Here is an 18,547-nt window from a genome sequence, read left to right as displayed (position 1 = left end):
TCTGTTCTGCGAAGAAACAAAGATCCAAAACGATGGCCGTGGGGTCCAGTATGACGGTTACGCCGCTGAGTACGGGAGTGGCATCGACGAGAAGTTCCGAGGCGATCGACAGGCTGCGGGAGTTCCGGGCAGGCTGGTACGACTGCTTGACCAGCCGCAAGGACGCGTTGTTCGAGCTCACCGACGCGGTGTTATCGGCGCCGATGATCACTTCGCTGCCGTATCTGAGTCTGGAGCCGGTCTTTCGCCGCAGCTGGGGCAGCTTGTATGACGGGCTGGCCGCGGGCCGCATCGATGATGATCGCGTGCCGGAGTTGCTGGTGGCAGCGGGGCCGAGGGATTGGCCGTTGACGTTCGCGATCGATGCCAGCACCCATCCGCGCCCATATGCCGAGACCAGCCCCGGACGGGAGTGGCATCACCTGTCCGGGCCGGGCGGGATGGATGGCGGGGTGCCCGGCTGGGCCTGGCAGCATGTCACCCAGCTCAACCTTGATCACGATTCGTGGGTCGCGCCAATGGACGCCGTCCGGGTTGCCACCGGGGGTCCGGCCCAGACGCTGGCCGCGGTCGGGCAGATCCGCGCCCTGGCCGGGCGCCTGCGCGCGGCCGGACGCGCCGGGCGCAAGCTATTCGTCCACGATGCCGGTTACGACCTGGCGGTGCTGGCCTACGAGCTGCATGGTGAGGCCGATGTGAACGGCGAGCACACGGCCCACTGCACCGACCTGCCCGCCGACACCCATCACCGGTTGTGCGGGGTGCACACGGTCAGCGGCAACGACGACATCGAGTTGCTGGTCCGCATCCGCAACGACCGGCTGCTGTATCGCGACCCACCGCCGCGCGAGCCAGGCAACGCCGGCCGTGCCGGACGTCCCCGCCGCCACGGCGAACCCTTCTCCTGCGCCCGCCCCGACACTCATGGCAAGCCCGACCACCAACTGACCCTCCACGATGAGCTTTACGGCCAGGTCACCGTCACCGCCTGGGATGGCCTGCACCCCAAGCTGGACAAGAAGGACCACTTCGCCCACCGGGCCGAAACGCCGATCCTGTCCGGCACGGTCATCTGCGTCCAGGTGGAACGACTGCCCGGCGGTCGACGTGCCACCCCTAAGCCGATGTGGCTGTTCTGGTCCGGCCAAGGCATCCCTGACCTGGAACGATGCTGGAGATCATATCTCCGCAGGTTCGACATCGAGCACTACCTGAAATTCCTCAAGAGCGTGCTCGGCTGGACCCATATGGCGCTGCGCCATCCCGAACAGGCGATGCGCTGGACCTGGACCCTGCTGGCCGCCTACACCCAGCTCCTGCTCGCCCGCCACCACGCCCAAGATCAACGCTACCCTTGGGAACGGCGTCACCACCGCAGACTATCTCCGGGACGAGTCCGCAGGGATTTCCCCCGACTGCTGATCACCTTGGGCACCCCCGCTACCCCACCGAAATCCTCCACGGCCGGTCCTGGACGCCCCAAGGGCCGTACCAGCACCCCAGCTCCACGCCACCCAGCACTCAAGAAGTCAGCTTGATCACCTTAAATCGCAAGGACACGCCGGGGGCCGCATTCGCGGCTGTGTTCGATCGCGTGCGGGGAGACGCCGCCGAAGGCGACCAGGAGCGCGGTTCCCTCTGTCATGCGGGTGGACTCGACGATGTGGATGCCGCCCACCGGAGTCGCGACGGTGGCTCCGCGCGGGGTCGTGAGCACCGCGGGGGCGGGAGACGCACTTTTCGCCTCGTTCCTGCACAGCTGGCTCGCCCACAGAATCCCGTGGCGGCGCTCGAGGACGCGGTGCTGCACGCCAGGCGGGAAGTGGGTGACACCTTCCCGGCGCGACCTCCCTGACGGCCATGGAGCTGGCCCGGCTACGAGAAGCCCACCCTGTCGTCACGCTTCTCAGCCGCTGGGACACCAGTACATGACCTGAGTATTCCGGCCGTATACCGCCGGGTGCTCAGCTCTCCCGCAGGAACCTCGACCAAGTGGAGTCAAATGGTGATGGTCATCCGTCGGCCCGGTTTGCGCCGCGCCGGAGTGATCGCTCTCGCGGCCGCAACGGCGGCGATCGGTGCGGTCACCTTGGCCGGCCCGGCGCACGCGGACTTTTTCGTCGGGCCGTTCAAGACGAAGGCCGCCTGTGAACGGGAGCGGCCCAAGTACAAATCGTCGTGGACCACGCCGAGGCGGTGCCTCTACTACACGGCCAACCCTCCGGCTTCCGGGTCCTGGGGATTCACTGTGGACGAGCGGTACTGACCCACGCTCTTCGCGAAGGCGTCCCTCTATGATCGCGGAGGGACGCCGCACCCGTTCAGCCACGTAAAAGCCGGGCGACCAGGCATATTCCCCGCATATTCCACGGTGCTACCGACGCGTGCAACGATCACCCTAGTGAAGCGCCGGCCCGAGAGCGCTCTCGTCAGAGGGATTCGAGCATGACGAATCCTCGTTAGAGGCCATATTTAATCCCCCTGACATCAGGCGCTCCGGAGGGCTGATCTCCGTCCGAGAGAAAGAGGAACGATGAAGCCGCTCAAAACGGTCACCATTGGCGTCGCTGCCGCGGTGGCGAGCGTCATCCTCGCACCACCGGCCTTGGCGGCGAGCTTTCAACGGGATGTCGGAGACGGGATCGTCCGCTACGCCGACCCCACCAACGAGCTGTGCGTCCGGGCTGATGACACCACAGGGACGGCCTGGGTGGAGGTGACCCTGACCCGCCCAGGTGTGATCGGAAGGCCCATTGTCATCAGAGATGACAACATCCGGCACCCGGGCGCCACCTGTGAGGCACTCAGCGCCTTCGAAAACGTCACCTACCGGGCCGATTACGAGAGCTACTGGAGCGGGCGAGGCACCGTCCTGCGCGGGACGTTCCAATTCGGGACCTGACCCTCAGCCAGAGCCCTCCGCACCATCGATCGCAGTCCTCGTCACGCCCCACCAAGAGGCGATATCTCGCACGTCCCCCTGACCGCAAAGGGTTTCCATGAACAAATACATGAGGGTCGCCCTCGTGGCGACGGTCGCCACGGGATCCATGCTCGTCGGAGCGCTGCCGGCACAGGCCGCCAACCGCGACAACTGCCGCGGAAACGTCTCCAGCATCTACACGAGCGGCTCTGCCGTCGTCGCCTCGTACGTTGTCGTGTGCGACCGGGTCCAGGACACCATCATCGTCTCGGCAGACGTCAACCGCCACAGCATCCCGATGACTACCAAGCGCCAGACGAAGAGCTGTGAAAACACCACCAGGTGTAGCGTCCAACCACGGATTTCCAATCCCACCGGCAGGCAGTTGTTCTCCGGAGCGGTCTTTGCCGCGATCGCCTATCGAGGTAGCTACGTCGCAGGATGTGGGTATGTAGAAGGCGTGCTGACCGGGGGCATGGCCCTGGACGCGATCATGACCTGCAGATCCGCGGACGAGCATCACTGATTGACCCGTCAAGTCGGAGACTTCTGGACAATCTGGGCATAACTCACGATCACCCGAGTTCAGCTTCAGCTGAACTCGGGTGATGTGCTTTGCGGCGCACCTCCTTCCAGCCCTGCGATGACCCGGTCTCGCCGAGGCGGTCGCCGCCGATCCGGACCTCGGCGGCGGCTCGTCGCTGGTCCACCCCGCCATGAACCAGTTCGCACTCGTGCTGGACGCTCCCAGCCAGATGGAGGAGCTCCAGGATCTGTTAGCTTTTGATCTTGGTGTGACGGGTCATCACCGCGGCGAAACGGAGGTTGGCGCGGATGGCGATAAAGCTGTTGTCGCGGCTGTGGCGCACACGCTTGAATCAGCAGGCCACCACGGCCAACTGCGGATGAGTCGGAAAGGAACAGGCGCTTCATGAGTGAAGCGTTCTACTCCCACGCGAGGCTGTACGACCTGATGTTCCCGGGCGGCGGGCCCGCAGTCGACTTCTACCGGGCCGAGGCCAATCGGCAAGGCGGGCGCGTATTGGAACTCGGGTGCGGCACCGGGCACAAGCTGATCCCCATCGCGTCCGACGGGCATCCGTGCGTCGGCCTGGACTTCTCGTCAGACATGCTGGCCGAGGCTCAGCGCAAGGCGGACGAGCGCGGTGTGGCGGTGGAATGGGTGCAGGGCGACATGCGGGCCTTCGATCTGGGCCGCACATTCGACTTCGTGTTCATCACAGCCAACTCCCTGCTGCATCTGCATGAGGCTGAGGATCTGGTGAGTTGCTTCCGGTCGGTTCGAAGACATCTGGCACCTGGAGCACGGTTCGTCTTCGATGTATTCAACCCGAGCGTGCGCCTCCTTGCCGAAGCCGATGGCGTGCGTCGCACCCGGGAGTCGTTGTCGTTCATGGATCCTGACCGTGGCAACGTTAGCGTCGATGTCGCTGAGATCTACGATGCGCCCGCGCAAGTTACACGCGGGACGTGGCACCTCTCGACTGACTCCGAGCCCGACTTCGTCGTCGCACCGCTCGAAATCAGGAGCATCTTCCCGCAGGAGCTGCCGCTGCTCGTCTCGCTCGGAGGCCTTCGGCTCGTCGAGCGCTTCGGCGACTGGTCCGGCCGGCCATTTGCCGTGGACACGCCGCTTCAACTCTGCATCTGCGAGTCCGCCTGATTGACGGCGAGAGCACAGTCTCGGTCAAGCTAAGTTCGCCCTGGCGAACGACACGCATCCCGCACCGTCGACAGGCACTTCTACAGCCCGCGTCGTACCGGGGGTGGCGGTTACGAAGCTGCCACCGTGGCCGGTCCAGACCAGTGTTACATCGGCAAGCCCTTGAACCGCCGCCTGTGACGAGCCTCTTGTACAGGTGCGCAGGCGTGCGTTTCCCTGGCCCAGCCACCTTGTCGTAAGCGCTATTGCGGCCGGTGTCTGGCAGGCATCAGCCTGCGATGGAGGCGTTGGCCTCCGTGATGAACTTCCGTGCGGCGTCGTCAGGGGTCATCCGGCCGAACAACACCTCATCCGTATACCGCTTGAGGATGCCCTCCATGGCGCTTGCGAGCTTCGGCGGGGCGGCAGGCGGATCCGTGAGCTCGCCCTTGATCTCGTCGAGGAAGGCCAGCGTCTTCCTGTCAGTCTCCGAAAGCTTGTCCTGGACCGCCGCCAGTACCTTGGAGCTGGCCGGAAGGCCGCGGTCACTGAGGATGATCCGGCCCGCCTCCGGGTCGTTGATCATGAAGTCGATGAACTTGGCGGCCTCGGCCGCGTGCTCGGACTTCGCCGAGGCGGTGTAGAACATCGCGGGCTGCAGGAACATGCCGCCGGCGGAGGCGCCCTGTACCTTCGGCATCCGCAGCAGCTCCATTTCCTTGCCGCCCGACGCCTTGCTAATCGCGCCGAGCTCGTTGCTCCACCACATCCCCATCGCGCCGTTTCCGGTAGCGAACAGCGACCGGTCCGCGTTCTGGGCACCGAGCTCAATGCTCTTGGGGATGTCAGGAGAACCCTTGGTCTTGGCCAGCTTCCTGTGGATCGCCCACCATGCCTTGAGCGTATTGGGCGAGACACCGATCTTGTTGCCGTCATAGAAGCGCTCGCCCCGCTGAGCGGCGAAGATCTGCAGGAAGGCCGGGTTGAAAGCCTGCTGCGTGCCGTAGACCTTGCCGCCGGACCCTGCGGTGATCTTCGCCGCCAAGTCGATGTATTCTTCCCAGGTCCACGTGGTGTCGTCGAGTAGTTTCTGCCCCGCGTTCTCGATCGCCTTCGGGTCCACGACCAGGGACCAGGCGTTGACCCCGGTGGGGATGGCGACCTGCTTGCCGTCGATCACGCCGGTGGCCAGGACCTTGCCGTCGATGTCGGCAGTGTTGACCCTGCTGGAGAGGTCGGCGAGCGTGCCGCGCTCGGCGTACTCCCGCAGGCCGCGGATCTCGATCGTGATGACGTCAGGCGTATTCTCGCCCGCGACCTTCGTAGCCAGCGTCTCGTAGTAGCCGCCGAAGCCGGAGAACTCTCCCACGACGTCGATGTCCGGGTTCTTCGCCTCGAACCTCTTGATCGCCTCTTCAGTCATCTTCTGCCGAGCGTCAGTGCCCCAGTAGGAGAAGCGTAGCTTGATCTTGCCGTCGGCGCCTTCGCCGCCGCAGGCCGCAGTGATCACCAGCACAGCAGTGGCCAGCAACGCTACCGTCCACATCTTCTTGCCAGAGCCCACGGCTCTACCTCCTGGGGGGTGGAGGACCTGCTTCGGTCCTGGGGTGGTCACACCATGGATCGGGTACTTCGTCCGGCCAGGAAGAGGTCGAAGATCAGCCCGAGCGCGCGTTGATTGGCATGGCGAGCATCGGTGCCCACGACGACTCTCCACCGGAGTCAAAGAATCCTGCAAGGCTACCGGGGGCAGTGAAGTTGTCGGAACTTATTCAGATAGAGGAAAAGGCCGAGAAAGTCGGTCCGTACCCAAATGGGCGTTTAGTCCTTTCCGATCCCGCGTTCAGGTAATGCGTCATGCGGAGCGGGGTGACAGGGCCTCGTAGTCGCGGGTTTGGCAGAAGGGAAACATGAGCCAGCCTCGGGGCGCGCTTGGCCACCCATCGGGTGCGGAGGCCACATAAGCCATCGACTGATCGCGGCACGTTTCGGGAAATCTCGCTTGTCAATTGCATAGACGAGAATGTGGGTCCCTCCTTCGGTGGAAAGGTGCGTGCTCATGCCTCGATTGCTGCGCCGTTTGGCGGTCATCGCAGCAAGCCTTCTCCTCGCGACGGCGACGGTCGTCGTGCCAGCCTCGGCATCGTCCGGTCTCATGGCGCCCAGGATCGTCTACATCAAGCAGAAGCACTCCCCCACCCGGCACCTCGGAGTGCTTGGCTTCGCCGAAACCCGGGATCCGGTGAACCAGCTGCTCGGCTCGGAGCAGTTATGGGAGATGAACGTCGTCTCTACGCACCAGGGCGCGTGGGTCGTCACCTTCAAGCTGTATGGGTCGAACCTGTGCCTGGACAAGTCCCTCGACACGTCCACGAGCAACATCGTCTACCTCTACACCTGCCTGGGGACGGCCAACCAGCGGTGGCTCCTGCAGCGAACGGGATCCGTCACCGGCGCGAATCTGCATTACATTCGGACCTATTATCAGGGCACCCCTGGAAACTGTCTTCGCACTTACACGACAGGCAATTCCATCGTTGGGAATTGCGCGGATGAGCTGGACGAATACGCCATTTACGTGATCTGAGCCGAACGGCGAGACCACCTCCTCATGCCGATCCGCGCGTTTACGAGGGCAGCGTCGTACGGGGCTGCTGCGCCCAGCAAGATCGCTACTCCCGGGATCGTCGCCGGTCAGCCCGCTCCAGATGGCTGACCGGCGATCACGGCACGTGAAGCGCCCGATGCGTGGAGACGACGATGCCCCTCGCCAGCTCGGAGGAGAGGAAAGCAGCGGTTCCACCTGTCCCGGATACAGGCGGCGACCCGCCTCCGTAACTCTGAGTGATTTGTCCAGGCGCTTCCCTTACGCACCCTTGGCGCTGGACTGGTCTTATCCCGCTGCTCGCCATGGTGGTTGCGAACATTCCCCCAATTCGCACCAGAGCATGGGAGATCATGATGAATCTTCGAGTTTCTGCCTGTGCAGCCTTCGCCGCAGGAGCCGTTCTTCTCGTCACGGCCACGGGCGGCGGCCAGGCGACGGCCCAGACCCACGCGGCGCCCGCCGCAGCCAGGCCGGCCCAGCCAGCCGCCGCGGCCAAGCCGTCCAAGGCGCAGATCGCGGCACTCTTCATCACCTGGAACGCCGCCCTGACCAGCGGCGACCCCCGAAAGGTCGCCGACCTGTACGCGCCCGGCGCTGTCCTTCTCCCCACCGCCTCGCCCAAGATCCGCACCAACCGCGCGCAGATCGTGGACTACTTCGAGCACTTCCTGCAGAAGAAGCCGACGGGCAAGAAGATCCGTACCATCGTCAAGGTCCTGGACGCCAACACCGCGATCGACACCGGCCTGTACCGTTTCACCCTCACCGGAAAGGACGGCAAGAAGCAGTCGGTCGACGCACGCTACACGTACCTGTACGAGAAGCGCGGCGGCCAGTGGCTGATCGTCAACCACCACTCCTCGGTGCTGCCGCCCGAAGGCTGATCCGCACACACAGCCCGCCGCCGGGAGCGTCGCGCAAGGCGACGCTCCCACCGTCGTCGGTCACCAGTTGCTTGACGATGGCCAGGCCCAGGCCGGAGCCGGCCCGTCCGGTGAGTCCCCGGCCACGCCAGAACCGGTCGAAGGCCCGGGCCTTCTCAGCCGGCGGCATGCCGGGCCCTTCGTCAGAAACGTCGAGCACGACTTCGTCGCCGCGCGGCTCCACCCGCACGGCGATCGTGCCGCCGTCCGGAGAGACCTCCAGGGCGTTGGACAGGACGTTGTCCAGGACCTGGTCGAGATGGCCGGGGCTGGCCATGACGAGAGGGCGGGGATCGGGCGGCCACGCGATCGTGAAGCGCACGCCCCGCTCTTCACCCGCCACGCGCCAGACGCCGAGGCGCTGCTCGACGATCTCAGCAAGCGGCAGCGGCTCGGCGGCGGTGGCCTCGCTCTCGGCCCTGGCCAGCACCAGCAGGCCGTTGACCAGGCGGCTCATGCGGACGACCTCGGCGGTCGCCTGTTCCACGTCCTCCCGTACGTACTCGTCGTCGACGCCGTCGGCGATGTTGTCCAAGGACAGCCGGAGCGCGGTGAGCGGCGTGCGCAGCTGGTGCGAGGCGTCGGCGACGAAGACCCGCTGGGCGTTGATCAGGGTCTCCAGCCGTTCAGCGCCGGAGTTCAGGGTCCTGGCGAGGGTCTGCGTCTCGGCCGGGCCCGTGACCGGGGAGCGGGCGGTGAGGTCGCCGTCGCCGAACTTGCTGGCCATCTCGTGCAGCTCGCGCAGCGGCCGGGTGAGCCGCCGCGCGGTGAGCGTCCCGAGCACCGCCGCCACCGCCACCACGGCGGCGGCCAGGACGGCGCGGAAGCCCCAGACCTGCCACAACCGGTCGTTGAGCTCGCCGGGTGGGTAGACGATCCGTACCGCGCCGACGATCCGCCGGTCGGCGGCCCGCGCCGGCACCGTGACATAGAGCGAGGAGTCCCAGCGGACGGTGACGGCTCCCTGGAGCGCGCGGGTGAAGTCCGCGTCGCCGGCAGCCGCGGGCGCGGGCAGCGACGGCACCGCGCCCCGGCGGAAGGAGATCACCTCGACCCTGCCGGGTGTCTCCTGCCCGTACGCCTCCACCATGCGAGCCAGGGCCTGCCGGGCGGGTGCGTCGTCATTGGCCAGCAGCAACGCCATCGTGGTGGCCTCGCGGCGGACGCCCAGCTCGATGTCCTCGCGCAGTTGCGTGGTCAGCGTGAAGGCGACGGGAACGGTGAAGGCCGCGAGCGCGACGGCGACCAGCAGCACATAGCTGACGATCAGCTGCCGGTTCATGGTGATCCGGGGCCGACGACGAGCCGGAAGCCGACACCCCGCACCGTCTCGATGGCGAGCACGCCGGCGAACTTGCGGCGCAGCGCCGCGACGTGCACGTCGAGGGTCTTGGTGGGGCCGAACCAGTTGGCGTCCCACACCGCTTCCATGATCTGCTCGCGGGTCATCAGCGCCCCTGGCTCCTCGGTCAGGAAGGCCAGCAGCTCGTACTCCTTGGGGGTGAGCGGCACCTCCTCGCCGTCGACGTACGCGCGGGCGGCTCTGCGGTCGACGCTCAGCCGGCCGTAGCGGTCAGGCGCGACTTCCACCTTCTCCTGCGGCGGCTTCACCCGCCGCATCACCGCCCTGATGCGGGCGATCACCTCGCGTACCCCGAACGGCTTGGACACGTAGTCGTCGGCGCCGATCTCCAGCCCGACCACGCGGTCGGTCTCGTCGCTGCGCGCGCTGATCACAATGATCGGCACCTCGCCCCGGGCTCTCAGCGCACGGCACACGTCCAGGCCGTCCGTGTCGGGCAGCCCGAGGTCCAGCAGGACCAGATCGGCGGGCTCAGCCTGCAGCGCCGCCGCTCCGGTCGTGACCCAGACCACCTCGAACCCGTACCGCGTCAAGCCGCGGCGCAGCGATTCAGCGATCGGCTCGTCGTCTTCCACCAGCAGTACGCGCACAAGAGCATCCCGGAAGTGCAGTCGCGGTTCGAATGTCAGGGGAGTTTATGGCCTTGCCTGGCGTATCCGGGCCGGTGGGCAGGGATGTCGCGCTGCCTACGTTGATGATCGCCGACCGGGCGTTCACCGCGGATGGTTCGCTGCACTACCGTCCATCGACCGGACGCTGACCACCGTGCCCGGCGTTGGGGTGCGGTTGAAGATGAGCTCCACCGTGACGGTGCCTGCTCTCCGGCGGCGCATCGGTCCATGCGCTGCCGTTCTCGTTGAGGGTCCGAGGTGGCCTTGTCGTGGTAGCCGGTGCCGTCGGCGAGCCGCGTCTTCGTGCGTGTTCCCACGTCATGACACCGTCCCTCGTCATGGCACCGTGATGCCCTTCATGATCCCGCTGCTGGTCACGCGCCGCGTAGTCACCACGACGGCCAGGCCGAACTCGGGCATCCAGCGGTCATCGCCGGCATCGTGCAACGACCCCTGCTGTGAAACAGGAAAGTCGTGGTCATATCGCCCCGGGAGGACCGGGCATGGCGATACCGAAGATGTCCTGCGCCCTGAACGTGGTCAGTTTCCTGGCCTCGCCGGTCCTGACGTTCACCGCGTAGGCAGTGAAGGTCCGGTAGGGCGGCGGCGCCGTCTCGTCGTCCGGCACCTCGGATGACGGTCTGCAGCGGACGGACGTCGTCAGGGCCGTAACCTCGTCGGCGCTGCGCCACGTACGCAGGTAGATCGTACTGACGTCAGCCGACAGGCCACGGATGGGGACGGTCTTCCGCTTCTTGCCGGTGAGCGGGTCCAGCAGGACGAGGTCGCCCATCTGGCAGGGTTTCTCGGCGGTGCTGTGGTCCTCGACGGCCGCGACGGTCTTGCCGTCCGGCGCCAGCGGGCTGAAGGCGTAGTGCTGCGGCAGGATGACCGCCGTGGAGTTGCCCGGTGAAGTGGGCGGCCAGAGGTTGGAGATCGTGCGCAGCTGGGAGTTGGGCGAGTACTCCGCGAGGGTGATGGTGGCTCCATCCGGTGACAGGCCGATGGGGACCCAGCGGGCTGGAAGTTCGCGGACGACTCTGTCGTGCATGTCGAAGAGCAGCGCGGGATCCTTGAGATCGGGGACCTTGCTGAAGGCCAGGTACCGCCCGTCGTCCGACAACATCAGCCGCGTGATGCTGTACAGCCACTTCTTCGGGGGCAGCTTCATCGGCGCCGTGGTCTTCGCGCCCGAGGCCAGATCGCGAACCTGGAAGGTGCCTTCCTTCGCGCTGTAGTAAGCGATCTTGCGGCCGTCCCGGCTGATAGCCAGCGGGCTGTCTTGCAGGCTGAGGCTCGGCAGCGCCTCCGGCACGTGGTAGGTCCTGCCGCTGCGGGTGACCACTCGCCAGCCCCCGTCCTGGCAGTGTGATGGAGCCTTCCCGCTGACAGGCTTGCAGAAGGACTTGTACGCGTGGCTCAGCGGCCCCACCCCACGCGCGGGCAGGTCATCCTTGCCGGAGGTGGCCGGGGTGGGCGCCTGCGGCAGCAACCGCACGGCGAGCGTCCCGCCAAGCGCGGTGACCACGACCATGGCCGCCGCGAGGAGCGAGATCGCGGTACGCCGCCTGTGGTCGCGCGTGGCGATCGTGCGGTCGGCCAGGTCCACCTGTGGTGACTCGTCGGCCAGATCGACGAGCACATCTCGCAGCCAGGTCATCGGTAGGCCTCCTCGGTCTCCAGGCCGGCGAGCTTCGGCGCCAGGCCGGGCGCCAGCTCGCGCAGGCGGGCCAGCGCGTAGTGGGTCTGGCTCTTCACCGTCCCGATCGAGCAGTTCATCAGCTCAGCGGTCTCCCGTTCTGTCCGGTCCTCGTAGTAACGCAGCACGATCACCGCCCGCTGCCGAGGCGGCAGCCCCATGAGGGCCTTGCGCATGACGAGCCGTACGAGTGTGGAGTCCTCGCTCGAGTACGGCCGGTCGGGCGGTTCGGCGGTCGGGAACTCCGTCCTGACCCGGCGCCGCCGCCACGAGATGTGCTGGTTCACCAGCGCCTTACGCGCGTACGCCTCGGGACGCTCGACGTGCGATAACCGGGGCCAGCGCCGCAGCACCTTCAGCAGGACGCTCTGCAGCAGGTCCTCGGCCTGGTGGGCGTCTCCCGTGAGCAGGTACGCCGTGCGCATCAGCGCTTGCTGGTGCGCGGCGACGAACTCACGGAAGCTGTCATTGCAATCCAAGACGACTCCTCTCAACCGATACCGACGCCGGAGAGGAGTGGAAAGGTTCGATCCGCGCTAGAAGGGGTGCCCGTAAGGACCACCGTCACGAGTGGTCGACAACATCAAGCCGATGGCCACTGTCTCTTGCTGTCAGTGTCGGCGGCGGTGACTTGGCTGATCAGCAGGTGCGCGTTTGTCGTCAGCGGCCAGCGACGGTGACGTTCCCGCAGCCAGGCGTTGGCCAGGGCATGGGTGATCTCGTCGAGGTAAAGGGTGTGGACGCCGGTGTCGCGTCGAACCACAAGACGGCCGCGCGACGGGTCGAGGTCGGCAAGCCGCAGCCGAGTGATCTCGCGACGCCGAGGGCATGCACGGCGACCAGAGTGATGACGAACTTGGCCAGGGGCCCGTTGGCCTGATCGATCAGGCCAACAGAGTCGATTGGCGGCGTTTTGAGCATCGGAAATGGAAATTAGCGGTAGCGAACGTTCCGTTCGCTACCGTTCGTGATCGCTTAGACAGGAACATAATTCAGGACGTAGGCGTGACCGTGACGGTGCTCACTGAGGAACCAAGCGCCGGGTTGGATCAGCGTTGAGTTGCTTCTCCCGGACCCGGCGCCGCGGTGTTGATCGCAGCTAGGATGCGGGAACTTCCCTGACTAGCCGGGAGGTCCAAGGACACCACACGAGGCCGGGCAGGAACGCGCCGCCCGCCTCGTCCAGGTGGTCTTCGACGTAGGGGATGGTGGCGTCGCACACTTCGGGGGCCATGTCGAAGAAGTCGACGGTGTTGGGATCGTAGTGGTAGCTCCAGCGGGCGTTGTAGGGGGCGGACCGCTTCATGATGCGGCCGACAACGTGGGGCCGATCCTGCGTCGCGCCGCTGATCAGGTCCCGGGCGTGCTGGATCCTGGCGGGGTCGGTGAGCTGGATGACGAAATGCTCGCGAGTGATGTCCGTCATCACGAAGTACGCTGGCGCAGCTTGCCGTGCCGCGCTTGTCGCTGTACCTGCTGTGGCTGGAGCGGCTGCGGTCAGGATGGCGAGCGCTGCCGCGGTGAGCGAAAAGCCGATTTTGCGGATGATACCTGGCATGGACACCTCCGGTACGTGGGTTGAGACCGAATCCTTTCGGCACTTAGAGTCGTAAACTAACTACTCTAGGTTACATAGTTAGTGGCCAGGCATCGCTGACTCTTGATCTGCGCCAGAGCCTTCGTGGGCGACGGCAACTGTACTGGGATTCAAGATCATTAAGATAGGAACATAATTCAGGTTATGTTCCTATCTGTGTGTCACTCTCGCGAGAGATCATTTCCCTCGCGAAGGGAGCATTGGGCCCTCTTCGAAAATCGGCATAGGTCAGGGCTGTCCTGTCTCGTTGAGGTTGAGGCAGTCTCACTGATCCGAGGCATCCGGCGTGCCGTCTCATCTTGTTGAGGCATTGATCGCATTGGGCCGGTGTATCGACAGGCTGGAGACGCTTCAGAGGATGGCGCGGTGGCCAAGCGCTGCACCTAGGCATCTCGGTGAACCTGCTGGAAACTACTGAGGAGATCCCATGGACTTTCCCATCATCCGTTCGGAATTGCGGCTGCGCCATCGAAATCCGCGGCTGGAGCCCTGCCTGGCCTTCGCGCGTTCGACGTTGCCCTTCACGGACTGGCAGGCGGCGGCGAGGAGCAAACTTGCCGAGCTTTTGCGGGTACGCGTGCCGGTCGCGGCCTGCTCGGTGCGCGAGCTTCGCCGGGCCACTGTCGACGGGGTGAGCGTGCGGGCATTGGTGATGGAGGTGGATGACCAGCTCTGGCTGAGCGCCTACCTACTGATGCCTCGGATGGCCTGGCGGCGTGCCGTACTGGCGATCCACGGACACGGCGAGGTGGAGGCATGCGCCGGACTGCCGGGGGTGCCCGAGGACTATCATCACCGTTTCGCGCTGGCCTTGGCGCAGGCCGGGCACGCCGTACTGTGCCCGGAGCTGCGCGGGTTCGGGGTCCTCGCCGATCTCGCCTACGACCTTCCCGGGGAAACACTGGAGTACTGGCCGGATGGCAGGCAGAAGAGCACGTTGATCGCTGACGGGTTGCAAAAGGGGCGCGTCCTCCTCGGCGACACGGTGGAAGACCTGCTCCGCTGGGAGGACTGGCTGACTGCCGCGCTGGGCGCTGGCGAGATCGACGTGGCCGGGATCTCCTACGGCGGGGACCTCGCGCTGACCTACCCTGTGTTCAGCACGCGGGTCGGCCGCATCTACGCCAGCGGCAGTCTCGGCTCCTTCGACCCGATCTTCTCACGATGCCGCAACGCCGCCGCACATTGCGTGCCCGACGTCCTGCGCTGGCTGGATCGCTCGGACATCGCCGGGCTGAACGCCGCCCGTCCCATCGCGTTGCAGTACGGCGAGCGCGACGTGCCCGGCCCGGGTAACGAATCGGCCTCCTACAACGAATCCGTCGTCGCATCGGTGAACGAGTTGCGGAGCATCTACGAGGCCGCGGGTGCGAAGGATGCAGTCTCGCTGATCGTCACGCCCGAGGCGGGGCACGAGATGGACATCTCAGCGCTGACCCGATTCCTGGAAGATGCCGGATGAGCGACTACTTCCCTGCACCAGTGTGGGTTCTGGGCTTATGTGGGCTAAAGGCCTATCCAGGTGATCCGCGCCGCCACCGGCTCCGGATCGCCAAAGCGATCCGGAGCCAAGCCCGTCAACGCTTCCGGGCCGAGACATCCACAAATCTGCCTCATGATCAATGAGACGCGACTTCATCGATTCGTCTCATCCATTCTGAGACACCGCAGTTCAGGTCTCATGCCTCAAGTTCGACGAGACAGGACAAGGGCACCCTGGTTCTACGCCGGGGAGCTGGATCGCATCCACCTACTTCCCCGACTGGGTAAGGCCGTCAGCTGAATGACTGCGACTACCCCTCCTTGGGCCAGTTCTCCTTGAGCGCCACAAAGGTTCCCCGGCCCTGAATCGTGACCACCCAGCCTTCCTTGCGTAGAAGCTCCATGGCACGCCGTACCGAGCCGCGGGCGACGCCGTGCTCTTGCTGCAGCGAGCTCTCGGAAGGCACCAATTGCCGTTCTTCCAGATCGCCGGCCTTGATCTTTTCTCTGATGATCCGCGCCAGTTGCTCATAGATCGGCGTGGGATCGAGCTGGTCAACCGTCACGGACAACACGTTAAGGACATGCATGCATGGCGGTTACGTTGGATACGTGTTGTACGTGCTAGACGGGATATACGAGCTCCTCAGCAAGAGAGTGGGCCCGTCCAGCGATGCAAGCGCCGGACGGGCCCTTGATCGGACACGGGAGGTCCGACCCATGGGCAACTCAATCACAGACGTACGATTCACGCCGCTGCTGACCGCGGAGGTCCAGGCCGTCCTGGAGAGACACGGCTACCGGGTGCCATCCGAGGGCGATCATGTCCACGAACTCGTCATGGCTCGCGTCGACATCGCTCTCAAGAACCTCGTCGAGGTCTTCGAAGGGAGGACCTGGTGACCTGGCGAGACGAGATCCCCGACTTCCACGGCCCGCACGTCGAGCCGCCCAAGCCGGGCCACGTCATCCTCCCCTGGTACGAACCGGCCAACCGAGCACAGCGCATCCGCGTGGTCTCGCACACGTGCGAGTGCCAGGTAACGACGTACGAACTGTGCACCGCCGCCGGCCTGGGCTTCGTCCGCCGTACAAACCGGGAGAAGGGCACCGTCCGTGAGACCGCCTGGACGCTGATCGCGACCGCCAGGCACACCTTCGATCAGATTCTCCAGGGTGAGGCGCGATGAGAAGGGAAATGACGACCTTCACCGTGACCATCGCCGGCACCGAGCGATTCGACGGCGAGGCACCCTACACCTGGGTCGTGGAGGCGCCTGACGTGACGAGCGCCATGAACAAGGCCCTGGCCTGCCACGCGCTTTCGCAAGAGCAGCGATTGTGTGACCTGGAAATCGACGCCCTCCACACATTCGAGGGCTTTCCCCCTGAGAACTGCGACTACCGCTGGAACGACCTACGGCCCGCTGTCCTCGATGTGGACGGCGCCGATGGAGGAGGTTGAGTGCTGGGGACGGCACCAGTCTGCTTGCGGGTGCGGAGGCTTCAGCGCCTGACCGCGTTGTCCTCGCTGCAGCGGAGCCGGTATTTACTGCGGCGGTCGCGGCGGCTACTCGGCTGCACGAAGGTACGCGCGGCCCGATAACTCCGAAGGTCTCGGCCATCTCTCGCCGAAACTGACAGCCATTGGCGACCCGACTGCCACGCCCAGATCAGGGGTAGAGCGTGAAGGTCTTGGTGTTGTTGCACACGATCGTACCCGGGAGGCAGCGCTTGGCCCTGATCGTAATCCGGTCGAGGTTGGTGCGGGTCGTGGACCATTTGAAGCTCTTGTGGCCCTTGTTCCGGCCGGCCTCCTTGTACCCGCCGTAAATTTCGTTGCCGTTGCTCTTCTTGAAGGAGACCTCGACCACGGTCGTCCAGGCGTCGTTCTTGGTGTCCGTCACGCTGCCGCGCGCCTCGCCGTAGCCGTTGCTGCAGAGCTTCAGGACGTAGCTGACGAAGCCGTCCTTCGTGTTCAGCTTGCTCCACTTGTCCTTGCAGCCGGCCGAAGAGACGCTCGAGGAGGCGGTGGTGGTGGAGGAGGCCGTGGCGGTCGTGGCCGGCGTCAGCACGGCGAAGGCCGCAGACACCCCGACAACAGTGGCGAGCATCTTCGAGGGGGAGAGCTTCCGCATGAGATCAGATCCTTGTCAGTTAACGAGAACTTCGCGGTGCTCCGCCTGTGATCAGAGCACCGCGAAGAATGCTAAACACCGGCGGTATAGCAGTGGTATGTCCACAGCATGTCGTGGGTCGAACCCCCTGCCCCGGTGGAGCGGCCAGATGTTCCTGAAGGCTCGCGGCCGTCTGATGGCGTCATAGTTCCGGACGTCCATGTCGTGTTCCGCCCCAGCTGCTGATCATGCTTGGTGGCACGTCGGACTTTGATCGTCACCGGCTGACGGATCGCATACCGGTGAGCGGGCCTTCACTGGCGCGTCCAGCGTGGTGGAGCGTCCGACGCTGTACTCGGTGGCCAGGTCGGCCAGGGACACCTCGCCCTCGGCGTATCGGCGGCGCGCTCCAGGCGACTTCGGCGAACAGTTCGCGTCGCAGGTCGCCGCCGTGTGAAACGACTGACCGTACGCGGCTGGGTCAGCGGGTGGCGCTGAGCTGGTCGAGCAGCAGCGTCAGGCGGGCCTCGCGGCCTGAGGCGGGGAGTCGGCCGCCGCGGGACAGGACGATCAGCCCGTGCAGGGCGCTCCAGGCGACCTCCGTCAGGATCGCCGGGTCGCGGCCGTCGGCGAACTGCGCGACCCCGGACAAAAGCGCCTGGAAGCCGTCCCGGAGCGGCTCTGGGGTGTCGTCCTGGCCGAACGGGAGGTCCACGGCCATCGTGAACATGGCGTCGTACAGCGCGGGGTTCTCCTCGGCGAACGCCATGTAGGCCCTGGCCAGCCCCTCCAGCACGGCCCGCGGCTCGCCCGTCCGGGTCGCGGCGCGCAGGCGTACGGCCAGTTCCGTGAAGCCCTCCAGCGCCACCGCCGCGACGATGGCGTCCTTGCCAGCGAAGTGACTGTACAGGACCGGCTGGCTGTACTCGATCTCGTCGGCCAGGCGGCGGGTGGTAACGGCGTCCCAGCCCTCGGACTCGGCCAGCTTGCGGGCGGTCTTGACGATCAGGTCGTGGCGCTGGGCGCGTTCGCGTTCTCTGCGCTGCTGTGTGGACACCCTCCAGATGCTAGCACCGCTAGACAGATGAGCGCCGCTAGGCTAGCGTCGCTAATACTTCTAGCAACGATCGAAGGAGACGACATGGTCATCATCGCCACCTGGCTCGCCGGACTGGTCGCCATCGGGATCATCCTCATCGGCATCCGCTTCCTGCTGCAGCCGGTCTCGTCGGCGGCGGGCTACGGGGTTCCCGTCTCGATGAACGCGTACCTGACCGTCAAGGGCGTACGGGACATCACGGCCGGGCTCGTCGTGCTCCCGGCCCTCGTGACGGGAGACCAGCACATGCTCGGTTGGCTGATTCTCGCCAGTGTGTTCGCCCCGCTGGGCGACATGGTCGTCGTGCTCAGGAACGGGGGTCGGCGGGCGGTGGCGTTCGGCGTCCACGGCCTCACCGCCGCGGTGATGGTGGCGATCGCGGCCATTCTCATCCTGGGGTGATCGAGGTTTCGGGGCGTAATCCTTGTCCGGGCTGGTCAGGGCGCCGTCCTTGCCGTAGTG

General features: G+C 65.6%; 23 protein-coding genes. 14 read left to right on the top strand and 9 right to left on the bottom strand.

Going from position 1 to position 18,547, the window contains the following annotated elements; translation table 11 throughout:
* Nucleotides 1–77: 77 nt before the first annotated feature.
* The 6 genes from OHA25_RS13335 (at nt 78) to OHA25_RS13310 (ending at nt 4,607) form a co-directional block, all read left to right on the top strand.
* Nucleotides 78–1,538 (top strand): hypothetical protein, encoded by a 1,461-nt coding sequence (locus OHA25_RS13335; RefSeq protein WP_327587864.1) that lies wholly within the window; start codon nt 78–80, stop codon nt 1,536–1,538.
* Between the two features lie 464 nt (nt 1,539–2,002).
* Nucleotides 2,003–2,266 carry a hypothetical protein gene (locus OHA25_RS13330; RefSeq protein ID WP_327587863.1) on the top strand — a complete coding sequence of 88 codons (264 nt, stop codon included), beginning with the start codon at nt 2,003–2,005 and terminating at the stop codon, nt 2,264–2,266.
* Nucleotides 2,267–2,533: 267 nt separating this feature from the next.
* A complete protein-coding gene (locus tag OHA25_RS13325; protein WP_327587862.1) occupies nt 2,534–2,902 on the top strand; it encodes a hypothetical protein in 369 nt (122 codons plus the stop codon).
* A gap of 124 nt (nt 2,903–3,026) precedes the next feature.
* The gene (locus OHA25_RS13320; protein WP_327587861.1) at nt 3,027–3,449 is read left to right on the top strand and encodes a hypothetical protein; all 423 of its coding nucleotides are present in this window, start codon (nt 3,027–3,029) and stop codon (nt 3,447–3,449) included.
* A gap of 190 nt (nt 3,450–3,639) precedes the next feature.
* Entirely contained in the window at nt 3,640–3,858 is a 219-nt protein-coding gene (locus tag OHA25_RS13315) for a hypothetical protein (protein ID WP_327587860.1), read from the top strand.
* The gene (locus OHA25_RS13310) at nt 3,855–4,607 is read left to right on the top strand and encodes a class I SAM-dependent methyltransferase (protein WP_327587859.1); all 753 of its coding nucleotides are present in this window, start codon (nt 3,855–3,857) and stop codon (nt 4,605–4,607) included. The genes OHA25_RS13315 and OHA25_RS13310 overlap by 4 nt, the downstream gene beginning before the upstream one ends.
* A gap of 268 nt (nt 4,608–4,875) precedes the next feature.
* Here the strand turns inward: OHA25_RS13310 and OHA25_RS13305 are convergent, their stop codons facing one another.
* On the bottom strand, nt 4,876–6,150 hold the full coding sequence (locus OHA25_RS13305; RefSeq protein ID WP_327587858.1) for an ABC transporter substrate-binding protein: 1,275 nt from the start codon (nt 6,148–6,150) through the stop codon (nt 4,876–4,878).
* 495 nt (nt 6,151–6,645) lie between these two features.
* Between OHA25_RS13305 and OHA25_RS13300 the strand changes: the two genes are divergently transcribed.
* Together OHA25_RS13300 and OHA25_RS13295 are read left to right on the top strand one after the other, a co-directional pair.
* Nucleotides 6,646–7,173, top strand: a complete 528-nt coding sequence (locus tag OHA25_RS13300; protein ID WP_327587857.1) for an RICIN domain-containing protein — start codon at nt 6,646–6,648, stop codon at nt 7,171–7,173.
* Between the two features lie 371 nt (nt 7,174–7,544).
* The gene (locus OHA25_RS13295) at nt 7,545–8,078 is read left to right on the top strand and encodes an SgcJ/EcaC family oxidoreductase (RefSeq protein WP_327587856.1); all 534 of its coding nucleotides are present in this window, start codon (nt 7,545–7,547) and stop codon (nt 8,076–8,078) included.
* On the opposite strand, the gene OHA25_RS13290 is transcribed toward OHA25_RS13295, so the two are convergent.
* The 5 genes from OHA25_RS13290 to OHA25_RS13270 form a co-directional block, all read right to left on the bottom strand.
* Nucleotides 8,041–9,399 carry a sensor histidine kinase gene (locus OHA25_RS13290; protein WP_327587855.1) on the bottom strand — a complete coding sequence of 453 codons (1,359 nt, stop codon included), beginning with the start codon at nt 9,397–9,399 and terminating at the stop codon, nt 8,041–8,043. The two genes, OHA25_RS13295 and OHA25_RS13290, sit on opposite strands and share 38 nt — an antisense overlap.
* Nucleotides 9,396–10,070 (bottom strand): response regulator transcription factor, encoded by a 675-nt coding sequence (locus OHA25_RS13285; RefSeq protein ID WP_305919507.1) that lies wholly within the window; start codon nt 10,068–10,070, stop codon nt 9,396–9,398. Before OHA25_RS13285 ends, OHA25_RS13290 begins: the two co-directional genes overlap by 4 nt.
* 499 nt (nt 10,071–10,569) lie before the next feature.
* Entirely contained in the window at nt 10,570–11,751 is a 1,182-nt protein-coding gene (locus OHA25_RS13280; protein WP_327587854.1) for a hypothetical protein, read from the bottom strand.
* Nucleotides 11,748–12,269 (bottom strand): SigE family RNA polymerase sigma factor, encoded by a 522-nt coding sequence (locus OHA25_RS13275; RefSeq protein WP_327587853.1) that lies wholly within the window; start codon nt 12,267–12,269, stop codon nt 11,748–11,750. The genes OHA25_RS13280 and OHA25_RS13275 overlap by 4 nt, the downstream gene beginning before the upstream one ends.
* Nucleotides 12,270–12,889: 620 nt before the next feature.
* Entirely contained in the window at nt 12,890–13,219 is a 330-nt protein-coding gene (locus OHA25_RS13270) for a BP74-related protein (RefSeq protein WP_442942106.1), read from the bottom strand.
* Nucleotides 13,220–13,841: 622 nt separating this feature from the next.
* On the opposite strand from OHA25_RS13270, the gene OHA25_RS13265 reads away from it, so the two are divergent.
* The gene (locus OHA25_RS13265) at nt 13,842–14,849 is read left to right on the top strand and encodes an alpha/beta hydrolase family protein (RefSeq protein WP_327587851.1); all 1,008 of its coding nucleotides are present in this window, start codon (nt 13,842–13,844) and stop codon (nt 14,847–14,849) included.
* A 331-nt stretch (nt 14,850–15,180) separates the two neighbouring features.
* Here OHA25_RS13265 and OHA25_RS13260 read toward each other — a convergent pair whose 3' ends face one another.
* Nucleotides 15,181–15,435 carry a GntR family transcriptional regulator gene (locus tag OHA25_RS13260; RefSeq protein WP_327587850.1) on the bottom strand — a complete coding sequence of 85 codons (255 nt, stop codon included), beginning with the start codon at nt 15,433–15,435 and terminating at the stop codon, nt 15,181–15,183.
* 154 nt (nt 15,436–15,589) lie between these two features.
* On the opposite strand from OHA25_RS13260, the gene OHA25_RS13255 reads away from it, so the two are divergent.
* Genes OHA25_RS13255 through OHA25_RS13245 form a run of 3 tightly spaced genes read left to right on the top strand, consistent with a single transcriptional unit; the run spans nt 15,590 to nt 16,334 of the window.
* The gene (locus tag OHA25_RS13255) at nt 15,590–15,772 is read left to right on the top strand and encodes a hypothetical protein (protein ID WP_305919489.1); all 183 of its coding nucleotides are present in this window, start codon (nt 15,590–15,592) and stop codon (nt 15,770–15,772) included.
* The gene (locus tag OHA25_RS13250; protein ID WP_327587849.1) at nt 15,769–16,059 is read left to right on the top strand and encodes a hypothetical protein; all 291 of its coding nucleotides are present in this window, start codon (nt 15,769–15,771) and stop codon (nt 16,057–16,059) included. The genes OHA25_RS13255 and OHA25_RS13250 overlap by 4 nt, the downstream gene beginning before the upstream one ends.
* An 8-nt stretch (nt 16,060–16,067) precedes the next feature.
* Nucleotides 16,068–16,334: a hypothetical protein gene (locus tag OHA25_RS13245; RefSeq protein WP_327587848.1), complete on the top strand. Its 267-nt coding sequence runs from the start codon at nt 16,068–16,070 to the stop codon at nt 16,332–16,334.
* A gap of 208 nt (nt 16,335–16,542) precedes the next feature.
* Here the strand turns inward: OHA25_RS13245 and OHA25_RS13240 are convergent, their stop codons facing one another.
* Nucleotides 16,543–17,007 (bottom strand): hypothetical protein, encoded by a 465-nt coding sequence (locus OHA25_RS13240; RefSeq protein WP_327587847.1) that lies wholly within the window; start codon nt 17,005–17,007, stop codon nt 16,543–16,545.
* Nucleotides 17,008–17,317: 310 nt separating this feature from the next.
* Here OHA25_RS13240 and OHA25_RS13235 point away from each other — a divergent pair, with 310 nt between their 5' ends.
* Nucleotides 17,318–17,443, top strand: coding sequence for a hypothetical protein (locus tag OHA25_RS13235; protein ID WP_327587846.1), 126 nt, complete (start codon nt 17,318–17,320; stop codon nt 17,441–17,443).
* A 24-nt stretch (nt 17,444–17,467) separates the two neighbouring features.
* Here the strand turns inward: OHA25_RS13235 and OHA25_RS13230 are convergent, their stop codons facing one another.
* Entirely contained in the window at nt 17,468–18,043 is a 576-nt protein-coding gene (locus tag OHA25_RS13230; RefSeq protein ID WP_327587845.1) for a TetR/AcrR family transcriptional regulator, read from the bottom strand.
* A gap of 84 nt (nt 18,044–18,127) precedes the next feature.
* Here OHA25_RS13230 and OHA25_RS13225 point away from each other — a divergent pair, with 84 nt between their 5' ends.
* Complete coding sequence (locus OHA25_RS13225) at nt 18,128–18,487, top strand: DUF4267 domain-containing protein (protein ID WP_327587844.1); 360 nt, start codon at nt 18,128–18,130, stop codon at nt 18,485–18,487.
* The last annotated feature ends 60 nt before the right edge of the window (nt 18,488–18,547 follow it).

Source organism: Nonomuraea sp. NBC_00507, assembly GCF_036013525.1.
Taxonomy (GTDB): domain Bacteria; phylum Actinomycetota; class Actinomycetes; order Streptosporangiales; family Streptosporangiaceae; genus Nonomuraea.
Note: the sequence above shows the minus strand (reverse complement) of the source record. Positions and strands in the feature narration are given on the sequence as shown.